This window comes from Pseudomonas sp. UBT (genome assembly GCF_050915955.1).
GTDB classification, from domain to species: Bacteria; Pseudomonadota; Gammaproteobacteria; order Pseudomonadales; family Pseudomonadaceae; genus Aquipseudomonas; species Aquipseudomonas antarctica_A.
On the sequence record NZ_CP168079.1, the window covers coordinates 3,048,424 to 3,069,083 of the forward strand.

General features: G+C 61.4%; 16 protein-coding genes. 5 read left to right on the forward strand and 11 right to left on the reverse strand.

The window, feature by feature from the left end; all coding sequences use genetic code 11:
• Positions 1-223 precede the first annotated feature (223 nt).
• The 5 genes from ACDZ94_RS13905 to ACDZ94_RS13925 form a co-directional block, all read right to left on the reverse strand.
• Positions 224-3,571: a hypothetical protein gene (locus ACDZ94_RS13905; RefSeq protein WP_064452239.1), complete on the reverse strand. Its 3,348-nt coding sequence runs from the start codon at positions 3,569-3,571 to the stop codon at positions 224-226.
• Positions 3,572-3,665: 94 nt separating this feature from the next.
• Positions 3,666-4,811: a MalY/PatB family protein gene (locus ACDZ94_RS13910; RefSeq protein WP_432750304.1), complete on the reverse strand. Its 1,146-nt coding sequence runs from the start codon at positions 4,809-4,811 to the stop codon at positions 3,666-3,668.
• Positions 4,812-4,870: 59 nt separating this feature from the next.
• Positions 4,871-5,464, reverse strand: coding sequence for an FMN-dependent NADH-azoreductase (locus ACDZ94_RS13915; RefSeq protein WP_432750305.1), 594 nt, complete (start codon positions 5,462-5,464; stop codon positions 4,871-4,873).
• Entirely contained in the window at positions 5,461-5,901 is a 441-nt protein-coding gene (locus ACDZ94_RS13920; RefSeq protein WP_432750306.1) for a GNAT family N-acetyltransferase, read from the reverse strand. The genes ACDZ94_RS13915 and ACDZ94_RS13920 overlap by 4 nt, the downstream gene beginning before the upstream one ends.
• Positions 5,894-6,370 carry a carboxymuconolactone decarboxylase family protein gene (locus tag ACDZ94_RS13925; RefSeq protein ID WP_432750307.1) on the reverse strand — a complete coding sequence of 159 codons (477 nt, stop codon included), beginning with the start codon at positions 6,368-6,370 and terminating at the stop codon, positions 5,894-5,896. Before ACDZ94_RS13925 ends, ACDZ94_RS13920 begins: the two co-directional genes overlap by 8 nt.
• A 131-nt stretch (positions 6,371-6,501) precedes the next feature.
• Between ACDZ94_RS13925 and ACDZ94_RS13930 the strand changes: the two genes are divergently transcribed.
• Positions 6,502-7,887, forward strand: coding sequence for a PLP-dependent aminotransferase family protein (locus tag ACDZ94_RS13930; protein ID WP_432751501.1), 1,386 nt, complete (start codon positions 6,502-6,504; stop codon positions 7,885-7,887).
• 45 nt (positions 7,888-7,932) lie between these two features.
• Here the strand turns inward: ACDZ94_RS13930 and ACDZ94_RS13935 are convergent, their stop codons facing one another.
• The 6 genes from ACDZ94_RS13935 to ACDZ94_RS13960 all read right to left on the reverse strand — a co-directional run bounded on the left by ACDZ94_RS13935 (position 7,933) and on the right by ACDZ94_RS13960 (position 14,009).
• Positions 7,933-9,009, reverse strand: a complete 1,077-nt coding sequence (locus tag ACDZ94_RS13935) for a nucleoside hydrolase (RefSeq protein WP_432750308.1) — start codon at positions 9,007-9,009, stop codon at positions 7,933-7,935.
• 28 nt (positions 9,010-9,037) lie between these two features.
• Entirely contained in the window at positions 9,038-10,348 is a 1,311-nt protein-coding gene (locus ACDZ94_RS13940) for an MFS transporter (RefSeq protein WP_064452256.1), read from the reverse strand.
• 322 nt (positions 10,349-10,670) lie between these two features.
• Positions 10,671-11,303, reverse strand: coding sequence for an N-carbamoylsarcosine amidohydrolase (locus ACDZ94_RS13945; protein WP_064452257.1), 633 nt, complete (start codon positions 11,301-11,303; stop codon positions 10,671-10,673).
• 11 nt (positions 11,304-11,314) lie between these two features.
• Positions 11,315-12,067 (reverse strand): maleate cis-trans isomerase family protein, encoded by a 753-nt coding sequence (locus tag ACDZ94_RS13950; RefSeq protein WP_016977977.1) that lies wholly within the window; start codon positions 12,065-12,067, stop codon positions 11,315-11,317.
• A 14-nt stretch (positions 12,068-12,081) separates the two neighbouring features.
• Positions 12,082-12,879, reverse strand: coding sequence for an alpha/beta fold hydrolase (locus ACDZ94_RS13955; RefSeq protein WP_064452258.1), 798 nt, complete (start codon positions 12,877-12,879; stop codon positions 12,082-12,084).
• Complete coding sequence (locus ACDZ94_RS13960; protein ID WP_432750309.1) at positions 12,876-14,009, reverse strand: FAD-dependent monooxygenase; 1,134 nt, start codon at positions 14,007-14,009, stop codon at positions 12,876-12,878. Before ACDZ94_RS13960 ends, ACDZ94_RS13955 begins: the two co-directional genes overlap by 4 nt.
• A 307-nt stretch (positions 14,010-14,316) precedes the next feature.
• Here ACDZ94_RS13960 and ACDZ94_RS13965 point away from each other — a divergent pair, with 307 nt between their 5' ends.
• The 4 genes from ACDZ94_RS13965 to ACDZ94_RS13980 all read left to right on the forward strand — a co-directional run bounded on the left by ACDZ94_RS13965 (position 14,317) and on the right by ACDZ94_RS13980 (position 20,303).
• Positions 14,317-15,369, forward strand: a complete 1,053-nt coding sequence (locus ACDZ94_RS13965) for a 2,5-dihydroxypyridine 5,6-dioxygenase (RefSeq protein WP_064452260.1) — start codon at positions 14,317-14,319, stop codon at positions 15,367-15,369.
• A 191-nt stretch (positions 15,370-15,560) separates the two neighbouring features.
• Positions 15,561-15,995, forward strand: a complete 435-nt coding sequence (locus tag ACDZ94_RS13970) for a MarR family winged helix-turn-helix transcriptional regulator (RefSeq protein ID WP_053256240.1) — start codon at positions 15,561-15,563, stop codon at positions 15,993-15,995.
• Positions 15,996-16,287: 292 nt separating this feature from the next.
• Positions 16,288-16,779 carry a (2Fe-2S)-binding protein gene (locus ACDZ94_RS13975; protein WP_221294639.1) on the forward strand — a complete coding sequence of 164 codons (492 nt, stop codon included), beginning with the start codon at positions 16,288-16,290 and terminating at the stop codon, positions 16,777-16,779.
• Complete coding sequence (locus ACDZ94_RS13980; protein WP_432750310.1) at positions 16,776-20,303, forward strand: molybdopterin cofactor-binding domain-containing protein; 3,528 nt, start codon at positions 16,776-16,778, stop codon at positions 20,301-20,303. The genes ACDZ94_RS13975 and ACDZ94_RS13980 overlap by 4 nt, the downstream gene beginning before the upstream one ends.
• Positions 20,304-20,660 lie beyond the last annotated feature (357 nt).

Consider the following 20,660-nt stretch of genomic DNA (forward strand, 5'->3'; position numbering starts at 1 on the left):
TTTCCAAAGTGACCCGCCGTAAGGGCGGAACCCATGTCAGCCGTGACCCAAACAACGGATATGCACTCAGCGCCCCCCGACAACCACAGTACTCACCCGTAAAAAAAGAGGTGTAGATACCTATGCTGCGATAGCGGTTTATCAGTCACATGGATGGTGAACGCGAAGCCGTCATCGCAGGCAAGCCAGCTCCCACATGGAGAGAGGCCCGCCCGCCTGGCCGTTAGTTAATGCGCGGGCCACCGCCGCCGGGTGCATGGGGTTGTGGTCTCTCCGGCGGCGCATCACTCGGCAAGCTTTTCGGCGGTGTGTTCGGGTCTTCGTAATGCTTGTGCAAGTCCCCGTCCAGTCGGTTACTCGAGGAGCCACCTTTTTGCGGGGTCTCGTCAAAGTGTTCCCACTCCGATTGCTGGAAGCGAAAGATACTGTCGTCGGTCGGTGTGTCGCGGCCTTTGTAGTGGTGGATTTCGTAGTGGGCGTATTCGACCTTGTCGGCCCAGTTGTCCTGCAATAAACCGTCGCCGGCCAGGTCGCGGTACCAGTCGTTTTCTTTCTCGGTGGCTTTCTGTTTTTTGTTGTGGTCGACAAAGTAGCCGATGATCCCGCCGACTACCGCCAGCACCACACCCACCAGGAACAGCGGCCCGGTCAATGCCGCCGCCGTGCCCGCGCCAAACAGTGCGGCGGCGCCGAGCACCCCGGCCGATGCGCCGAACGCACCGCCCGCCACTTGCAGGCCACCCGCCGCCTGGGCCAGCGGGTCTTTGCTGTCGACCCCACTCTTGATCGCCAGGGCGCCCAACACGATATCGGCAAAACCCCCGACGATATCCGTGGCCGGGCCCAGGACCTTGATCACCGAACCGGCAATCTTCGCCGACTTGGACGCACCCAACTTGGCCGCGCCTGCTGCCGCCAGGCCGTCATCCAGGTGAGTGGCCAGGCCTTCGGTGGCCTCGGTGACGGCTTTGTCGCCCTCGCCGAACATTGTCGAGATGCCGTCGTATTGGCTGTCGGGCACGGCATCGAGGGCACTGGTAATCTTGGCTTTGACGTCGCTTGGCAACTCGTTGACGCGAAACTCGAAGTTAGGCTCCTGCAGCCCGTTCTTGCCCCAAATCTCCGGCAAGGTCTTGTCCAGGCCGAGGAAGTCCACCAGGCCGCCTTTGCCCAAGGTCTCGCCGATCTTGTCGCCCAGACGCACAAAGTGGCTGGAACCGCCGGCAAAGCTGAGGAAATCCTTGGCGATGGACATCCGCTGCGCCGGGGTTTCACCGAGCTTGCCGCCTTTGCCCACCAGTTGGTAAATCGCCGAAAACAGCGTCACGCCGGCGCCGAGGGAGCCAAGAATGCCCTTGCTGTTAAGGGTGTTGAAGACCTCGCCGAGCATGCCGCGATCGGCCACCGCGATATAGGGTTTGTTCAGTGCGCTTTTCAGGTCAGCTTCGCTGATGGAGCCGTTGTTCTTGTAGACCTCACCCAACTCTTCCAGAGCCTTGGTCACCCCGGCCGACTTTTCCTTGCCCTGCAAGCCTTCGTTGAGGAACTTCTCGAGGGTTTCCTGGGTACGGCGCGGCAGGTCGAGCAGGGTGCCTTTCAATACACCCTTGAGCAGGCCGAACAGGTCCTTGGTGGCCAGTTCCTTGTTCTCGTCGGAGATCTTGCTCGGGTCCGAAAGAATCGCATTGAGGTCGGTGGTCAAACCATCGGCCTGGATATTCTGCGCCGCTTTGCTGGCCGCTTCGGGATCGAACAGTGACAGCGAGGTCAGGGTGTCGCTCAGGTCTTTTTGCGCCTCGGAGGTCTTGCCCTGGTTTTGCAGGTCCTTGAGGTACAGCACGTAATCCGGGTTGGATGTGAGGTCCAGCAGCTTCTGCTTGATCTCGTCCTTGTTCGGCAGCTTGTTGATCGCGTCGTCCATCTTCGACTTGTAGTCGGCCTGCACGGTCGGGTCTTTGAACAGTTCGCCGATCTGCTGTTGCACGGCCTTGCCGTCGATGATGTCGTGCATGTCGGCCGAGGTCAGCTCGGTCTGCTTGTCATCGAACTCGCGCCAGGTGGTGTTGAACGGGCGCTTGGATTCTTCGTAGCCGGTGATGCCGTGGCCATTCTGGTAGGCGGCCTGGGCTTCCAGGGCGCGGACCAGCTTGGCCCGCGGGTCATCCTTGGGAATCGAGCCGTCTTTGACGCCGGCGCGGTAGGTGTCGATCAGTTGGGTGGTGGCCAGTTCGCTGACGCTCAGGGTTGGCGACTTGTCGTCTTTTTCATCGGCGTGCACGCCGGTGTCCATGTTCAGCACATCCAGGTCAGCCGACTTGGGCAGGTTGTGCTTCGTGCGGGTGTCATCGACTGCACCGGCACTGAAGGCGTCCCACTTGGCCTTGACGTCATCGTAGAGCTGCGGGCTCAGTTCCTTGGACACGATGACTTTGCCTTCGCTGGTCTCGTAGCGGATCAGGCCATCGCCCAGTTCATCGGGGGAACCAAAGGTGATGTCGGTATTTTTCAGGAAGTCATTCGGCCCCGCCAGCTTGTAGCCTTCGCTTTCGCTGGTGTGGATTTTGTCCCAGGTGTCATGCGCGGTGGCGACACTCTTGAACAGCTCGGGGCTGACATTCGAGGACACCACCACCTTGGTGCCGTCATGGAGTTCGTAGGTGAGGATGCTGTCTTTCTGGTCGTTGTTCCAACTGAACGTCTTGTAGTCATTCAGGCCCGGCACTGGCGTGTTGGCGTCGGCCAGTGTCGCGCCGTTATTCAGTTCGCCTTCCACCACGGCCTTCTTGCCCGGGTCGGTATAGACCTCGTGCAGGCCGGCCAGGTAGTCGAACAGCTTGGGGTTGTCATCACGGGCCACGACCATTTTCTGGCCGTTGCTTTCGAAGCGGATCAGCCCCGGGCCGACTTCATCGACCGGGCCGACGGTGGTGCCACCATACGGCGGCCACACTTCGTTATCGCTGGCGCGCTTGTAGCCGGCGTCTTCGCTGCTGGTGAGGCCGGTGAAACTCGCATAGTCGTCCTTGGCTTTCTGGAAGGCTTCGGGGTTGTCACGCTGGCTGATAACGACCTTGGTGCCGTCCTGGGTTTCATAGCGGATCACGCCGGGGCCGGTTTCATCAGGCGGGCCGAGAGATTTGTAATCGGCGAGTTTTTCCGGTGCCTTGCCGTCCGCGCCCAGGCTCTGGTAACCGGCGTTCTGGCTGGCAACCACGCCGGAGAGGGACTTGAAGTCTGCGCTGACTTGCTTGAACAGGTCCGGGCTGTCGTGCTCGCTGACGATGACCTTCTTGCCGTCCTGGGTCTCGTAACGAATCAGCCCCGGGCCCACTTCATCCGGCGGGCCGATGGCCTTGTAGTCAGACAGAGCAGGTGGCGGCGTGGCGTCCTTGGCCGCCAGTTCGTAGCCTTGTTGCTTGCTGGCATCGAGCCCCGATGGCGTCTTGTCCTGGGACTCGACTTTCTTGTTTGCACTGTTCTTGAGTAGCACATGGAACGCTGCGGCTGACTTAAGCGGCGTACCGGGAAGGGATTTGGGGTCGGACGAACGATCAAGGGGCTGGGTCGCCATGCCATGGAACTCCTGCTGTTGCCGGTGGGACTGAAAGGCAAAAACAGTAACAGCAGGGGTTCGGCACTCGCTGCGAAACGTTGTGAATTGCGCCCTAACGGTGACGCAGTGCGTGCGCCATGCGTTGCAGGCCTTCTTCGAGCATCGCCCGTGGGCAGCCGAAGTTCAGGCGTACAAACTGCTGGCTGTCATCGCCGAATTCGATGCCTGCGCTCAAGCCGACCTTGGCCTGTTCCAGGAAGAATTGCTGTGGGTCATCCAGGCCCAGGGCGCTGCAATCCAGCCAAGCCAGAAAGGTGCCCTGAGGGGCATGCATCACCACACCCGGCAAACGGGTTTGCACGGCATTGAGCAGATAGTCACGGTTGGCTTGCAGGTACTGCACCAGCGCGTCCAGCCAGTCGCTGCACAGGCTATAGGCGGCGCGGGTGGCTTCCAGGCCCAGCGGGCTGACACTGTCGACCATGCCGCAGCGGGCATTATTGAAGCGCTCGCGCACCTCGGCGTTCTGCACCACGGCAAAGCAGGTCTTCAAACCGGCCACGTTGTAGGCCTTGCTCGCCGACATCAGGGTAATGGTGCGCTGGGCGATTTCGGGACTGAGGCTGGCGGTAGGGATGTGGCGGCGGCCATCGAAGCACAGTTCGGCATGGATTTCGTCGCTGATGATCAGCGCGCCGTTTTCCAGGCAGGCGTTGGCCACGGCGAGCAGTTCTTCGCGGGGGAAGACTTTGCCCATGGGGTTGTGCGGGTTGCTCAGCAACAGTGCACCGGCGCCGGTCAGTGCCTGGCGTATCGCGGGCATTGGTGTGATGTATTCGCCGTTGATCAGTTCGAACGGCACTTCGATACGCGGCAGGTTCCAGTGACCCGGTGCCAAGCGGATCGGCCGGTAATTGGGGGTTTGCAGCACCACCGGTTGGCCCGGTTGCACAAACGCATGCAGGGCCATATTGAAGCCGGGCTCGACGCCGGGCAGGAACAACAGCTCTTCAGGCTGCACGCGCCAGGCGTATTTGGCCCACAGGTCAGCGACGATGGCTTCGCGCACGTCCGGGCCGGCGACGCTGTAGCCAAGGATTTGCTGATCAAGGCGAGCATGCAGCGCGTGCAATATCGCGGGTGGCGCGGCGATATCCATGTCGGCGATCCACATCGGCAAGATGTCTTGCGGGTAGCGGCTCCACTTGGTGCTGCCGGTGCCGAGGCGGGGGTGGATCGTGTCGAAATCAAAGCTCATGGGCGGCTCGTATCAGAGAGGCAGGTGCAAGAATGGCGCTGATTCTAGCGCCATTAATTTTATAGGCCAGTGCTGATTGCCTGCGACAATTGTCGGTGTGCCTGTTCCACCGCCCGGGCGACCGCTTGTTCTCCGCGCACCATGGCGCCCAGGTAGACGAAATCCACGCTGTGGATGCCCACCGTCGACAGGATCGCGGTCAGATACGGTGTCAGGAAATCCGGCTCATGCCCCTTGCGTGAATTGCCGCAACTGACCAGCACAAACGTACGCCGATCCTTGAGCAACCCGACTTTTTCGAACTGTGCATTCACCGTGAAACTGCGATGAATACGCACCACGTGGTCGATCCAGCCCTTGAGCGCCGCCGGCACGGTGAAATTGTGCACCGGGGTGCAGAGGATCAGCAGGTCACAGGCTTCCAGTTCGACGATCAATTGTTCCGACAACGCCGTCGCGTTGCCGCTTAAGCCGCCAGGCGTGGTGAGTGCGTTCGCATACTCACGGGTCAGCGGCGGCAATGCCTGGCCGCCGTAATCGCGCTCGCTGACCTCGGCGCCCGGCACCAGGTCATCCAGCAGCGCGCGGGCCAGCTTGAAGGTCTGCGCGGCCTTGCCGTGGGGGCTGAAGCTGAGTAACAGGGCGCGGGTCATTGGCCCAGGTCCTGGGAAAAATGCATGCCGCGCGGCAACAAGCCTTGACGGAAGTAGAAACGCTGGGCCAGGACCATATGCAAGCCGGTGTCCAACACCAGGTAGCGATAACCCCGGGTGCGGGTTTCTTCGCGCACCCGCTCGAGCAGTTGCTCGCCCAGGCGTCTACGTTGCAAAGCCGCATCGACCACCAGGTCATCGACATAGATAAACCGCCCGTAGAGGGTGTTTTCGGTCAGCCGGTAGCCGGCCAGGCCGATGACCCGGCCGTGCTCGCGCGCGGCCAGCAAGTGGTAGCCATTTTGGCGCTGGCGCTGGACTTGTTCCGCGAAGCTGATGGCGTCGGTCAGGTGCGGCCGCAGTTGCTGCATCAGCGCAAAGCTGGCGATGCAGTCGGCCTCGGTTTCCATCGGCACCAATTCGACATGCTCATTCATCGTTGAGGTTCTCCTGATGGGCCTTGACCGCCGTCGGCACTTTGCGAAAGCTGATGGCGACGCGGTTCAAGGCGTTCATCAGGGAAATGGCCAGGGTCAGGTCAGCGACTTCCTTCTCGCTGAACATAGCCGCCACGCTGACGTAATCCGCTTGCGGCACCTGGGTTTGCGCGACCTGGGTGACCACCTCGGCCCAGGCCAGGGCGGCACGTTCACGCGCGGTGAACAGCGGCAATGCTTCGTTCCAGGCCGCCAGTAGCATGATTTTTTCCAGGCTCACGCCTTGCTTGAGCAGGTCGCGCGAATGCGAGTCCAGGCAATAAGCGCAGCCGTTGAGTTGCGAGACCCGCAGGTACACCAGCTCAATCAATTCTTTCTCCAGGCCGCAGCCATGGATATAGCTGTGGACTGATCCCAGGGCTTTGTAACCTGCAGGGGCGGCTTTGGCGTAATCGAGACGGTGTTTCATGGGCGATCCTTGTTTGCGTAAGGGATGCGCCATTTTCGGTGGCGGCACGGCCGCTCAACAGGGGCATGATTGGACAAGTGGGTTGGGACATGATCAGACTCCGCTTTGTCATTCTGCCGAGCCTGTTTGTGATGTCGTCACTGCCCAAATACCAGGAAATCTACCGCCGCTTTCGTCTGGCCATTGATCAGGGCCAGCTTGGCCCGGGTGATCGCGTGCCGTCGGTGCGCAGCCTTGCGCTGGAACTCAAGGTGGCGCGGGGAACGGTGGAAGCGGCTTATCAACTGTTGGTCAGCGAGGGTTTCTTTGAGGCGCGGGGGCAGGCGGGCACCGTCATTTCCAGGGCATTGCCGCAGGTTGCGATGAAACCGCAGCCGGCCGCACTGCCGCAGGCCTCGGCAACCCCGGCGTTGCAAATGGGGCAGCCGGCGCTGGATGCGTTCCCGCGCAAACTGTGGGCACGACTGGTCACCCGGCAGGTGCGCCGCACCGATGCCGACAGCCTGGGCATGGGCGACGTGCGTGGCGCCCAGGCGTTGCGTGTGGCGATTGCCAGCTACCTGGCGTTGTACCGGGGCGTGGAATGTACGCCACAGCAGGTATTTGTGTGCTCAGGCTATGCGGGGTGCCTGACGCTGGTGTGCGATGCGCTGCAGATGGCGGGGCAGCGTTGCTGGTATGAAGACCCGGGTTATCTGCACGCACGGCAGCTATTGATCCATCAAGGTGTTGAGCTGGTGCCGGTGCCGGTGGATCGGGATGGGCTGGATGTCGGGCAGGGCATCCAGCGTGATCGGCAGGCGCGACTGGCGGTCGTGACCCCGGCCCATCAGAGCCCCCTGGGCGTGGCGTTGAGCTGGGCGCGGCGGCAGGCTTTGCTGGCCTGGGCGCAGGAGCAGGGCAGTTGGGTGGTAGAGGATGATTACGACAGTGAGTTTCGCTACCAGGGGCAGCCGTTGGCGGCGCTCAAGAGTCAGGATGTGCAAGACCGGGTGATCCATGTCGGGAGCTTCAGCAAAATGCTGTTTCCGGGGTTGCGGCTGGGCTATCTGGTGGTGCCCGCGCAGTTGGTGGAGGCTTTCGAGCACAGCGCCCACGCGTTGCAACAGCGCAGTGCGCAGTTATTGCAGCTGACGGCGGCGGATTTTCTGGAACAGGGCCATTTCACCCGACACCTGAAAAAGATGCGCCTGTTGTATGCGCAGCGCCGAGGGTTTTTAGTGGAGGCGTTGCGCGTGCATTGCGCGGCGTTTTTGTGCGTGGATGAGCAAGCCGGGGGGATTAATCTGTTGGCGCGGTTGGTGGTGGCGGTGCCGGACCACGTTGTCGCCGAGGCGGCGAATCGCGAAGGCCTTGCCCTTCAAGCGTTGTCGCAGTGGATGCTTGAACCGGGGCGCGAGCAAGGCTTGTTGATGGGCTTCACCAATGTCGTAACAGCGCAGCAGGCGACGGATGTGGCCCTGAAATTGTCCGGCATTCTACAGGCCTGCCTCAATCCAGCGTCGGGCCGTCCGTGACTGAAAGGATGATCGCTCCCACGCCAGGTGGGAGCGATCCGCCGGTCAGTGTTTGACCGGGGTTGGCAATGTCACGAGGTTGACGTAGCCGTCCCAGAACTTCTGCTGATCGACGCCAAACACCACGTTGGCTTTCTGCGTACCGACCGGTGCGCCTTTTTTGTAGCCCAGTGCACGGCCGTAGTCGGCGCCAAAGGTCGCATCTACGTCCACCCACAACTCGCGGGATTCGGTGACGATTTGCGGGTTGACCAGGAACAGTGCGGGCAAACTGTCCCAGGTAAAGCTGTGGTAGCTCGGGTCTTTGTCGAATAGCGGCCCGAACTCGTGCTTGTAGAGGTCGGCAATCGCGCCTTTCTGGGCAATCACGCGCTGGTAAACCGATTTGTCGAAGGTGACTTTCTCGCACACATCATTCGGGAAAATCACGTGTTCGATCGGTGAGCGCAACACGATCTTCGCGGCCTCCGGGTCGAACCACCAGTTGAATTCCGCCGCCGGCGTGGTGTTGCCCGGGATCTCCAGGGCGCCGCCCATGTACACGATGCGCTTGATCAGCGGCACGATGTCCGGCGCCGAGCGAATCGCCAGGGCGACGTTGGTCAACGGGCCGACGGCGAGAATGGTCACCTGGTGCGGGTTGGCCCGCACGCTTTCGACGATGAACTGTGCGGCCGTTTCACTGCGCAACTGGGTGTGGGTCGCCAGGCCATCCGGTGGCGCGATCAGTTGTGAGGCCGAGGTAGGGCGCGGGTGTTTGAACGCCCCCGGCCAGCCGGAGCCAAACAGCGCTTTCTCTGCCTCGTAAGTGGCGTAGTCATGCAGCAGCGGGTAGGCGGCGCCCGAGTAGACGCCCACCTCGTTCTCCACCCCCATGCGTTCCACAGCCTTGAGGGCATCGACTTGTTCCTGGTCGACCCAGGCGTTGCCGCTGACGAGCGTCATGCCCAGCAGGTCGATGCGTTTTTGCGTATGCAACTGAGCGAGCATGATAAAGGCCTGGCCGTCATCGTTGAGCACGTTGAAGTCGGTGTCGAAGATGACTTTTTCAGCCGCCTGCGCGGTGCCGGCACACAGGCCGACGGCGACAATCAGGGCACAGCTTTTAAGGAAAGCTTGCATGGTGATTCATCCGAAAAAATTGTTGTTGTTAACGGTTCACCAGTTTCGCCGGCAAGGCGATGACCAGGAAGCTGCTGAGGATCAGGCACCCGGCGAAGAACCACAAGGCGCCCGCGCTGCTGCCTGTGACGTCGATCGCCACGCCCATCAACGAGTTACTCACCAGGCCTGCGATATTCGCGAGCGAGCACGCCAGGGCAAATCCGGTGGCCGCCGCCGTGCCTTTGAGAAAGGTCGCCGGCAGGCTGAAAAACACCGGCACGGCGCCGATGATCGCGGCCGAGGCGATGGCGAACAACAGCACCGTGGCAACCACGTTATGGGTGAAGAATGTGCTGGTGGCCATCGCCGCCGCGCCGATCAGAAACGGCACGATGATGTGCCAGCGGCGTTCGCGATGTTTGTCGGAGCTGGCGCCGATCAGCAGCATGCCGAGCAAGGCCGCCACGCTCGGCAACGCAGTGAGCATGCCGATATGGAAGGTGTCGGTGATGCCCGCATTGCGGATGAATGTCGGCATCCAGAAACCCATGGCGTAGGCGCTGAGCAGGATCGAAAAATCGATACCGCCAAGCATCCACACTTTGAGATTGAAGAAGCCGTCGCGGAAGCTGTGCTTGCTGCCGGTGGCGTCCGCGTCGTCCTTGCGCAGTTCGCTTTCGAGCAGGCTCTTTTCTTCGTCCGACAGCCATTTGGCCTGTTGAAAGGTATTGGGCAGCGCCCAGAATGTCAGCACGCCGAGCAATACACTGGGCACCGCTTCAATCAGGAACAGCCACTGCCAACCACGCAGGCCGCCCATGTTGTCGAAGTGGCCCATGATCCAGCCGGACAGCGGGCCGCCGATCACGCTGGACAGCGGCAGGCCGATCATGAACAGCGCGATGATGCGCCCCCGTCGATGGGTGGGGAACCAGGTGGTGAGGTAATACAGCACGCCTGGCAAAAAGCCCGCTTCGGCGGCGCCGAGCAGAAAGCGCAGGATGTAGAACTGGGTGGTGGAGGTGACCAGCATGGTGCAGGCCGAGAGCAGGCCCCAGGTGATCATGATGCGTGCGATCCAGATCTTCGCGCCGACCCTTTCCAGGACCAGGTTGCTCGGCACTTCAAAGATGATGTAGCCGACGAAGAACAAGCCGGCGCCCAGGCCAAACGCGGTTTCACTGAAGTGCAGTTGGTCGAGCATCTGCAACTTGGCAAAGCCGATGTTGATGCGGTCGAGGTAGGCGGCCAGGTAGCAGAAACACAGGAACGGAATCAGCTTCCAGGTGATCTTGTGGTAAAGCGTGGTAACGGGGTCGGCGACCGTGGTCGCGGGCGCTGCATTCGCAATGGGCATTGGGGTGTCTCCCGGCGGTGACTTATGGTTTTTATACAGCCGCTTTTGTTCGAGCACTTCGGAGTGCTGTAAAAGCGACTTCCAAAGGCAGTGTCAGAAGACTGAGATATTTCTGGTTTGGCATTGACCTGTGGCGAGCGAGCATCTGTGGGCGCTGGCTTGCCTGCGATGGCATCGGCGCGGTGTAACAGTTACACCGCAGCGTGCGCATCGCGGGCAAGCCCGGCTCCCACAGGGATTGGCTCCCATAGGTGAATGCATTTCCAGGCCGGACCTCAGTTTTTTCAAGACCACGCTCTATGGCGCAGTTCTTAATAACGTCTTATTGCTCCCTGAACTTGCTCATCGCCTCCTGCTTGCTCACCACGTCGCCATACTTGCTGTCGATATCGAACAAGTTGGCTTCGTGGGGCGCGGGGTGTCGGTCGCCGACGCATTCGCGCACGACGATGGTGCGAAACCCGTGTTGCACCGCATCCACTGCGGTGGCACGAATGCAGCCGCTGGTGGAACAGCCGGCCAGCACCACCGTGTCGATGCCTTGGGCGTGCAGCATCGGGGCCAGGCTGCTGCCGAAAAATGCACTGGCATATTGCTTGGTGATCACCACTTCATCGGCCCGGGGCAAGACCTCGGGGCAGAACGCCGCGAGTGGGTTGCCTTCGACCATGTCCTTCATCACCGGGGCTTTCTTGACCCAGATGCCACCGTCGGCGAAATGGCCGGGATGGTAGCGGATATTGGTGTGCACCACCGCAATCCCGTGCTTGCGTGCAGTGGCCAACAGTTCGACGCTTTCAGTCACGGCAATTGCAACCTCGGGGGCATATAACGGCGCGCCTTCGGTGGTATAGCCCTGCATGAAGTCGATCATCAGCAGTGCGGCTTTTTTGCCGAAGCCAATGCGGTTGCCCCATACGCCCTGGTAGTTGGCGTCGGCGGATTGTTCGCTCATCGCAAAACTCCTCAATACGCGCCGGAGAGCAGGGCGCCGGCCCCAGGAACGATAGGCTCCAGGTCCAGCGCCTTGAGCATGGCGTAGGTGGTAGCGATGGCGGCGGTGAGCACCGGTTTGCCGGTTTGCGCCTCGACCTTGGCCACCACCGGCAGCGACTGCATCTGCACGCAGGCCGAGAGCACGATCACGTCGACGCCTTCCAGGTTCATACCGGCGACGATGGCCGGCAGGTTGGCCGGGTCGTGGCGCGCCACTTCGAGGTTGTCGGGGATCTCCAGGGCGCGCCAGTCGACCACGTCAAAGCCTTCTTCGCGGATGTAGTTCACCACCAGTTCGGTCAGTGGCTTCATATACGGCGCGACAATTGCTATTCGCTTGGCGCCCATGACTTTCAGGCCTTCGATCAGCGCACCGGCGCTGGTAATGACCGGGGCGTTGGCGTCGTTATCCGCCGTGGCCTTGCGCAGGCGCTGTTCGGAGTTGCGGTGATAACCCAGCCCCATCGCCATGATCGCCACCAGGCAGGCGTAACCCAGCACGTCGACCTTGGCATCGGACAGTTCAACGGCGCAACGGTCGGATTCGCCGTCCATCGCCGCCAGTTCTTCTTTGCGCACTTGCTTCATGCGCATGCGGCTGGAGTGAAAGGTAAAGCGCTCGGGGCGAATCGCCTGGCGCGCAGTGAGCATCGCCGGGATCTCGGTTTCCATGGTGGTGTTGGAACTCGGCACGATCTGGCCGATGCGGTAAGGCTTCTGCATGGTGGTCTCCACTCTTATTGTGTGAGGAAGTCGCCGAGGGCGTGGAAGAAACCCTCGAGGTCATCCCACGGAATCATGTGCCCGGCGTTGGGTACGCGGGCGACCTGGATGGCTGGTTGCAGGTCCTGGATTTCAGCGATGTCCTCGTCGAGGATCACCCCGCCGCGCCCTGCCACCATCAACAGGGCAGGGGCCTTGAGGTGGGGCAGGTCCTGGTGGAAGTCCACCGCGTGAAAGTCATTGAAGGCGCGCACGATGGCGGGTTCATAGCAGGTGTGCAGCCATTCGGCGCGCAGTTGCAGCTGCTCTTGCGTCCAGGTGGCGCAGAAAGCGCGCATCGCCTCGGCATCCATCCCAAGCAGGGACTGGCGGATCGAGTCGACGTACCACGGCAGTTTGCTCGGGTATTCACGCCGACCAGGGCCAGACACCGGCGGGTCGATCAGCACCACGCGGTTTACGCCCTGGGGATGTTTGACGGCACTGCGCACGGCAAAGCGCGCGCCCATGGAATGGCCGACCAAGTGGTAGCTGTCCAGGTTCAGCGCATCGGCAAACGCGCCAATGTCCTCGGCGCAGGTGTCTGCGCTGTAATCCAGCTCGGGGCCGGTGGACGATAGGCCGCGTCCACGTACATCCAGCACATAGGTGTCGAACTGCGCGCCCAGGCGCTGCGCGACAAACCCCCAGGTAATCGCCGGGCTGGTGATGCCCGGGATCAGGATCAGCGCCGGGCCTTTGCCGCCGTAACGCAAGTAGTGCTGGCGAATGCCATTGGCCTGGACGTTACCGCCATACAAAAAGGTGCTCACGCGGCCACCCCCGATTTCAGCTCCTGGGCGTACAGGTCATAGCCGTAGACCCAGGCCGGGTCTTCCTGGGTGCGCAACCAGGTATTGGCGTTGGACACCGCCTGCACGCGGGAAGCGCGCTCCTTGCGGTTGGCTTCATACAGCTCGAACGCCGTGCGGTAGTCGCTGATTCCGGTTTCCTGCAGGCAGCGCGTGAGCATGGCGGCATCTTCAATGGCCATGCCGGCGCCCTGGGCCATGTGCGGTTTCATCGGGTGGCACGCGTCCCCCAGCAATACCAGGCGGCCACGGCTCCACAGTGGGAGTGGGTTGCGGTTGCGCAGCGGCCATTTAGTCACGCTTTCGGTGGACTCGATCAATGCCTGCACGGTGGGGTGATAGCCCTTGAAGGCATCAAACATCTCCTCGCGGCTGCTGTCGACGAACGCGCCCTGGAAGTCCCATTCGGCATGGGGCACGCCGGTGACGTAGTAGTACTCGTCGCGTTTGCCGGTGGTGTAATACACCATCATGTGCCGGTCTTCGGTCCACCACTTGATGCAGTCTTCGAACCTGAGGTCGTACTTGGCCAATTGGTCGCCACGGATCAGCGCGCGGTGCGCCACCCAGCCGCTGTACAGCGGTTTTTCCACGCCGAGCAGTTCTTCGCGAATCTTCGAATTGATGCCGTCGGCGCCGATCACGATGTCGGCGTAGGTCACTTCACCGTCGGCAAAGGTCAGGCGTACCTGGGTGTCGGTTTCCTCGAGGGTTTCCAGGCGTTTGTTGAAATGCAGCGTGCCGGGTTTGAGGGTGGACATTTGCAAGGCGTGCAGGTCGCCACGGTGCACGGTGACGTAGGAGGCGCCGTAGCCGGTGAGGGGAATGCGCGAGAGGTAATCGCCGGTTTCGCCGCAACGGCTGAACCAGTGCTCGGGGTGTGAGCCCATCAAGTCCAGCTGTTGTTCGATGCCCATGCGGCGAAAGATTTTCATGATGTTGGGGCTCATGTGGATCCCCGCACCCAATCGGGAAAACGCTGGCGCCTGCTCGTAGATGTCTACGTCAAAACCGGCTTGCTGCAACAGGGTGGCCGCTGCGGCACCGCCCAGGCCGGCACCGACGATAGCGATTTTTTGTGTGCTTCCCATGGGGCGTGATCCTCTCTCTTTTTGATTTTCGGCGGCGTCTGTCCGCAAGGTTTTTAAAGTGTATACGCTCATTTTTTTAAATGGGAAGCCTGTGCTCGCAAAATAATTTTTTGAGCGTTATGGTCATCTGTAACGCTTTTATCCCTTTATCTGTTGGGTTTGTTTCGTAAGGTAACGTTGTGGTGCGCTACTTGCAGTCCGTCTGCAATTCAGGTCTCATCGTTATTAATTGGCGTATACGCTATATAAGTGCACTAAAGTGAAGCGCGGTGCTTGAACGTGGTGCAGCCCAACAGGAGACAGGAAAATGCCGGTAAGCGATTGCGAACTGACCCAGATGTTTGAACACGTGCTGACGCTGTCGAAGGTCGATCCGACCCAGAGCGTTGCCGTGCTCAAGAGCCATTACTCCGACCCACGCACCGTGCGCGCCGCGATGGATGCTGCGCAGCGCCTGGGGGCCAAGGTGTATGCGGTGGAGCTGCCGTCGTTCAACCATCCCAAGGCGATGGGCAATGACATGACCGCCTACTGCGGCGACACCGCGCTCACCGGCAATATTGCCGCCCAGCGTGCGCTGGAAGCGGCTGACCTGGTCGTCGACACCATGATGTTGCTGCACTCGCCAGAGCAGGAGCAGATCCTCAAGACCGGCACCCGCATCCTGCTGGCCGTGGAGCCCCCGGAAGTGCTGGCGCGCATGCTGCCCACAGAAGAAGACAAGGTGCGTGTGCTGGCGGCCGAGCAGTTGCTGAAAAAGGCGCGCTCGATTCACGTCAAATCCCGCGCCGGCAGTGACTTTCGTGCGGCATTGGGGCAGTACCCGTCAGTGACCGAGTACGGTTTTGCCGATGAGCCGGGGCGTTGGGACCACTGGCCCAGCGGCTTTCTGTTCTCCTGGCCCAATGAAGAAACCGCCGAGGGCGTGCTGGTGCTGGACATCGGTGACATCCTGCTGCCGTTCAAGACCTACGCGCGCGAGAAGATCACGCTGGAGATCGAGAAGGGCTTTATCACCAAGATCCACGGCGGCTTCGAGGCTGAATACCTGCGTGATTACATGAAGTATTTCAACGACCCCGAGGTGTACGGCATCTCTCATATCGGCTGGGGTTTGCAGCCACGGGCGCAGTGGACTGCCATGGGGCTGCATGACAAGAACGACGGTATGTGCATGGACGCGCGGGCGTTCTATGGCAATTTCCTCTTTTCCACCGGGCCCAATACCGAGGTGGGTGGGACGCGCAAGACGCCGTGCCATATGGATATTCCGCTGCGGCATTGTGATGTGTATCTGGATGACGAGGCGGTTGTTATCGCGGGTGACGTCGTCGCGCCAGCCGCCTCACTGGCCCGCTGAAGATCCAAAGGTGGGAGCGGGCTTGCTCGCGAAAGCGGTGTGTCAGTTAACAGATTCAGTGGCTGAACCACCGCATTCGCGAGTAAGCCCGCTCCCACAGGGTTGTCCGGGTTTCTTCAGTGAGAAGCTTGAGTCCATGCATTATCCCCGCCATCATGCCTGCCCATCGCTAGTCACCCACCGAGCCCGCCGTGCCTGATTCCTACGTTTTTTCTGAACAAGTTGGCCACCTGCTGCGCAAGGCCTACCAGCGCCACCTGGCGATCTTTCAGCAGAATGTCGGCGACTCCCAGCTCACTGCCGTGCAGTTTGTCACCCTGTGCGCGCTGCGCGATCACGGTGCAAGTTCCCTCACCGAACTGGTCAAGGCCACCGCCGTGGACCAGGCGACCATTCGCGGTATTGTCGAGCGGTTAAAGGCCAAGGAGCTGATTACCCTGGAGCCGGACCCGCAAGATAAACGCAAGGTGGTGGTCGACCTTTCCGCTGCCGGTGCCGTGCTGGTAGATCAAACCGTGCCCTGTGCCGCGCAGATCAGCGAGCTGACCATGAGCAACCTCAACCCGGCCGAACGGGTGGCGGTGTTGTTCCTGTTGCGCAAGATGATCGACGACCCGCAGGAATAAGTGTGGCAAGCGGGCTTGCCCCGCATTGGGCAGCGCAGCAGCCCTAAACTGACCCAGCCGCAGGGTTCTCACTGAAAAAGCGCGGCGGCCTTGATAGGGCCCCTTCGCGCCCTAACGCGGGGCGAACCCGCTCGCCACAGGGTGTGCCACCATCCGTTGGCATCGTTTTTGCTCTCGGTTCATGTAGTAGTCACTTCACGCATCAAGTGTGTCGCGAGGCCCCAGGCCGGCGACGCTTTTTTTTGACTGTTTCGTGTAGTAGGCACTTCACCAACTGATACAGGCGAAGCGAATGATCAGCCCCCTCATCACGGTAGCGCTTGAGGTCAACGGCCACACCCAAGAAGTCAGCGCCATGGCGGATACGCCGCTGTTGCTGGTGTTGCGCAATGACCTGGCGCTCAACGGCGCCAAATACGGCTGCGGTTTGGGCGAGTGCGGCGCCTGCACTGTGATCATCGATGGCGTGGCGGCGCGTTCTTGTGTGTTCCCATTGTCCGGTGCGGCAGGGCGAGAGATCGTCACTCTCGAAGGCCTGGGGACACGCCAGGCGCCGCATCCGGTGCAACAAGCGTTTATCGATGAGCAGGCCGCGCAATGCGGCTACTGCCTCAACGGCATGATCATGACCGCCAAGGCCTTGCTCGACCGCAACCCCAGCCCCAGCGAAACCGAGGTCCGCAATGAACTCTCGGGCAACCTTTGCCGCTGTGGCACTCATATCGAAATCCTGCGCGCCGTGCTGCGTGCCGCTCACCTCTTGACCGTGGATGGCCGACCATGACCGACACCCCACTTTCCCGTGACCAGTGGCTGGCCAAGGCCGGCGTCTTACTCGTCGTCGATGACGTGTTGCCGCCTTCGGGCCCGGTGGCCAAGGGCGGCACGCCCACCGTGAAACCCAAGGAGCTGGGGCTGTTTATCGCCGTCAACGATGACGGTGTGGTCTATGCGTTCAACGGCCATGTGGATTTGGGCACCGGCATTCGCACCTCACTCGCGCAGATCGTCGCCGAAGAGCTGGACCTGACCCTGGACCAGGTCAAGATGGTGCTGGGGGATACCGAGCGCGCGCCTAACCAGGGCGCGACCATTGCCAGTGCGACCGTGCAGATTTCAGCGATCCCCTTGCGTAACGCTGCGGCCGAGGCGCGACGTTTTTTGCTGGCGCGGGCGGCGGGCCGTTGGGGAGTGAGTACGGGCAGCCTCAAGGTTGAAGCCGGGGTTATCCGCGCACAGGACGGGCGCAGCACGACCTACGGTGAACTGGTCAGCGGCGAGCACGACCAGTTGCGCATCAGCGGTGATGCACCGTTGAAGGCTGTCGAGGATTACCGTCTGGTGGGCCAGGGCGCTGCGCGCGTGGATATCCCCGGCAAGGCCACCGGTGAACTGACTTACGTGCACGACATGCGCGTGCCGGACATGCTCCATGGTCGCGTCATTCGCCCGCCGTATGCCGGGTTGGATTGCGGGGATTTTGTCGGTAACAGCCTGTTAAGTGTGGACGAGACGTCTATCGCAGCTATCCCCGGAATCGTCGCCGTAGTGGTGATTCGGGATTTTGTCGGCGTGGTCGCGTTGCGTGAAGAGCAGGCGATCAAGGCCGCCCAAGCATTACAGGTGCACTGGAAACCCTGGAACAACGCCTTGCCGGACATGAGTGATGTCGAGCAGGCCATCCGCGACAACCCACGGGTGCGCCGCACGGTGCTTGACCAGGGCAATGTCGATGCAGCCCTGGCCGGTGCCAGCCAGCGCATGCCGCGCAGTTACCTGTGGCCGTACCAGATGCATGGCTCGATTGGTCCTTCGTGTGGCGTGGCCGATTACCAGGCAGCCGGGAGTCGGGTGTGGTCCGGCAGCCAGAACCCCCACCTGTTACGGGCGGATCTGGCGTGGTTGGTTGAGTGCGATGAAAACCTGATTGATGTCATCCGTATGGAAGCCGCCGGCTGCTACGGGCGTAATTGTGCCGATGATGTGTGCGCCGATGCCTTACTGTTATCCCGCGCCGTGGGCAAGCCGGTGCGGGTGCAACTGACCCGTGAACAGGAACACCTGTGGGAGCCCAAGGGCACGGCGCAGTTGATGGATGTGGACGGCGGCCTCAACGCCGACGGCAGCATTGCCGGCTATGATTTTGAAACCAGTTACCCCTCCAACGGCGCACCGACCCTGGCACTGTTGCTCACCGGTCGCGTCGAGCCGGTGGCGGCGATGTTCGAGATGGGCGACCGCACCTCGATCCCGCCGTATGACATCGACCACATGCGCGTGACCATCAACGACATGGCGCCCATCGTACGCGCCTCGTGGATGCGCGGCGTGTCGGCCTTGCCCAACACCTTTGCCCATGAATCCTATATCGACGAACTGGCGTTTGCGGCCGGTGTCGACCCGGTGGAATACCGCCTGCGCTACCTCAAGGATCAGCGTGCCATCGACCTGGTGAAGTCCACGGCTGAACGCGCCAATTGGTCACCGCACACCGCGCCGATGCAAACCGCCAACGAAGACCACCTGCTGCGCGGCCGGGGCTTTGCCTACGCGCGTTACATCCACAGCAAGTTCCCCGGCTTCGGCGCAGCGTGGGCGGCCTGGGTGGCGGATGTGGCCATCGACAAACAGACCGGCGACGTATCGGTGACGCGCGTGGTAATCGGCCATGACGCGGGGATGATGATCAACCCGGCGGGCGTGCAGCATCAGATTCACGGCAATGTGATCCAGTCCACCAGCCGCGTGTTGAAGGAGCGCGTGACCTTTGAAGAGTCGACCGTGGCGAGCAAGGAGTGGGGCGGCTACCCGATCCTGACGTTCCCCGAAGTGCCGCAGATCGATGTACTGATGATGCCGCGTCAGGACCAGCCGCCAATGGGCGCCGGTGAATCGGCGTCGGTGCCGAGCGCGGCGGCGATTGCCAATGCGATTTATGACGCCACCGGCATTCGTTTTCGCGAGTTGCCCATCACGCCCGAGCGGGTCTTGGCAGCGCTGAACGCCGGTACGTTGGGCGAACCTGCCAAGTCGCCGGAAAAACGCAAAAAATGGTGGTTCGGTGCGCTGTTTGCAACCTTGGGCGCGGTGCTGGCCACGGCCTGGCCGTTTCAGCCTGAAATTGCACCGATTGCACCGCCCGGTGCCGGCATCTGGTCCAAGGCCACCCTGGAGCGCGGGCGTTTGCTGGCGGCGGTGGGCGATTGTGCGGTCTGCCATACGGCACCGGGCGGGGCGACCAACGCAGGCGGGCTGGCGATGCAGACGCCATTCGGCACGTTGTACAGCAGCAATATCACCCCCGATGTGAAGACCGGGATCGGCGCCTGGTCGTACCCGGCATTCGAGCGCGCGATGCGCGACGGCATTGGCCGCGATGGGCGCAATTTGTATCCGGCGTTTCCCTATACTGCGTTTCGCAATATCAACGATGCCGACATGCAGGCGCTGTATGCCTACCTCATGTCGCAGGCGCCGGTGAGCCAGGCGCCGACGCCGAATGCGATGAATTTCCCGTTCAATATCCGGCCGTTGATGGCCGGTTGGAATGCGCTGAATTTAAGGCGCGCAGAAATTACCCCGCAGCCTGAACGCGGTGAGCAGTGGAACCGCGGCAATTATCTGGTCAATGGTCTGGGGCACTGCGCGGCGTGCCATTCGCCGCGTAACCTGATGGGCGCGGAGAAGGGCGGCAAGGCGTTCCTCGCTGGTGGCCGTGTCGATGGGTGGGAAGCGCCGGCATTGACCGGTTTGTCCAAGGCCCCGACGCCGTGGACTGAAGACCAGTTGTTCAGCTACCTCAGCACCGGTTATTCCGACGCCCATGGCGTGGCGGCGGGGCCGATGGGCCCGGTGGTGAGTGAGCTGTCGAAGTTACCCAAGGCGGATATCCGCGCGATGGCGGTGTATTTGGCTTCGCTCAATGGCGAAGCGACGGCGCAAGCGCAGGTTGTGGCGGCGGCGACTGTACCGAATTCGAATGGCCGTCGCGTGTTTGAAGGGTCGTGCAAGGCCTGTCATGCCGATGGCCTGGGGCCGAAGTTGTTCGGCGTCAGCCCGTCATTGGCGACCAACACCAATGTGCACAGCGACCAGCCGGATAACCTGATCAAGGTGATTTTGCAGGGTATCAGCAACCCGGCGACCAAGGACCTGGGGTATATGCCGGGCTTCAAGGACAGTTTGTCCACTGCCCAAGTGGCGGATTTGGTTGCGTACCTGCGCGGGCAATTTGCGCCGAATGCAACGCGCTGGGAAGGGCTGGAACAGACGGTTGTGCACCTGCGCGCCAACCCCGGCACTCACTGATATGTCCAAGACATTTGAAGATCAAATGTGGGGGCTGGCTTGTCTGCGATGGCGGCGGTTCAGTTGATATCTGCACTGACTGACACACTGCTGTCGCAGCATAGGTATCTACGCAACTCTTTGTGTTGCTTTAAGTCTGTGAGGGGGGTTGGGTAGATTGAGTACATATCCGTTGCTGCGGTAACGGCTGCTATTGGTTCCGCTCTTACAGCGGGTCACTTTTTTACAAGAACGCCTAAAAAAGTAACCAAAAAACGCTTTGCCCCACCACTCGGTGCCTCGCCTGGGCTCGGTATGCCCGCACTCCGGCTTGAATCCGTGGGCCGCCGCAATGGGCCATCCTTGGCCCAGTGCGGC

What these genes read in the sequence shown, in the direction of transcription:
- ACDZ94_RS13910 (WP_432750304.1), bottom strand. Translation starts at nt 4,811, where the DNA reads ATGAGCTTTGATTTCGACACGATCCACCCCCGCCTCGGCACCGGCAGC.
- ACDZ94_RS13920 (WP_432750306.1), bottom strand. Translation starts at nt 5,901, where the DNA reads ATGAATGAGCATGTCGAATTGGTGCCGATGGAAACCGAGGCCGACTGC.
- ACDZ94_RS13945 (WP_064452257.1), bottom strand. Translation starts at nt 11,303, where the DNA reads ATGAGCGAACAATCCGCCGACGCCAACTACCAGGGCGTATGGGGCAAC.
- ACDZ94_RS13935 (WP_432750308.1), bottom strand. Translation starts at nt 9,009, where the DNA reads ATGCAAGCTTTCCTTAAAAGCTGTGCCCTGATTGTCGCCGTCGGCCTG.
- ACDZ94_RS13940 (WP_064452256.1), bottom strand. Translation starts at nt 10,348, where the DNA reads ATGCCCATTGCGAATGCAGCGCCCGCGACCACGGTCGCCGACCCCGTT.
- ACDZ94_RS13980 (WP_432750310.1), top strand. Translation starts at nt 16,776, where the DNA reads ATGACCGACACCCCACTTTCCCGTGACCAGTGGCTGGCCAAGGCCGGC.
- ACDZ94_RS13965 (WP_064452260.1), top strand. Translation starts at nt 14,317, where the DNA reads ATGCCGGTAAGCGATTGCGAACTGACCCAGATGTTTGAACACGTGCTG.
- ACDZ94_RS13905 (WP_064452239.1), bottom strand. Translation starts at nt 3,571, where the DNA reads ATGGCGACCCAGCCCCTTGATCGTTCGTCCGACCCCAAATCCCTTCCC.
- ACDZ94_RS13950 (WP_016977977.1), bottom strand. Translation starts at nt 12,067, where the DNA reads ATGCAGAAGCCTTACCGCATCGGCCAGATCGTGCCGAGTTCCAACACC.
- ACDZ94_RS13960 (WP_432750309.1), bottom strand. Translation starts at nt 14,009, where the DNA reads ATGGGAAGCACACAAAAAATCGCTATCGTCGGTGCCGGCCTGGGCGGT.
- ACDZ94_RS13925 (WP_432750307.1), bottom strand. Translation starts at nt 6,370, where the DNA reads ATGAAACACCGTCTCGATTACGCCAAAGCCGCCCCTGCAGGTTACAAA.
- ACDZ94_RS13915 (WP_432750305.1), bottom strand. Translation starts at nt 5,464, where the DNA reads ATGACCCGCGCCCTGTTACTCAGCTTCAGCCCCCACGGCAAGGCCGCG.
- ACDZ94_RS13930 (WP_432751501.1), top strand. Translation starts at nt 6,502, where the DNA reads ATGTCGTCACTGCCCAAATACCAGGAAATCTACCGCCGCTTTCGTCTG.
- ACDZ94_RS13975 (WP_221294639.1), top strand. Translation starts at nt 16,288, where the DNA reads ATGATCAGCCCCCTCATCACGGTAGCGCTTGAGGTCAACGGCCACACC.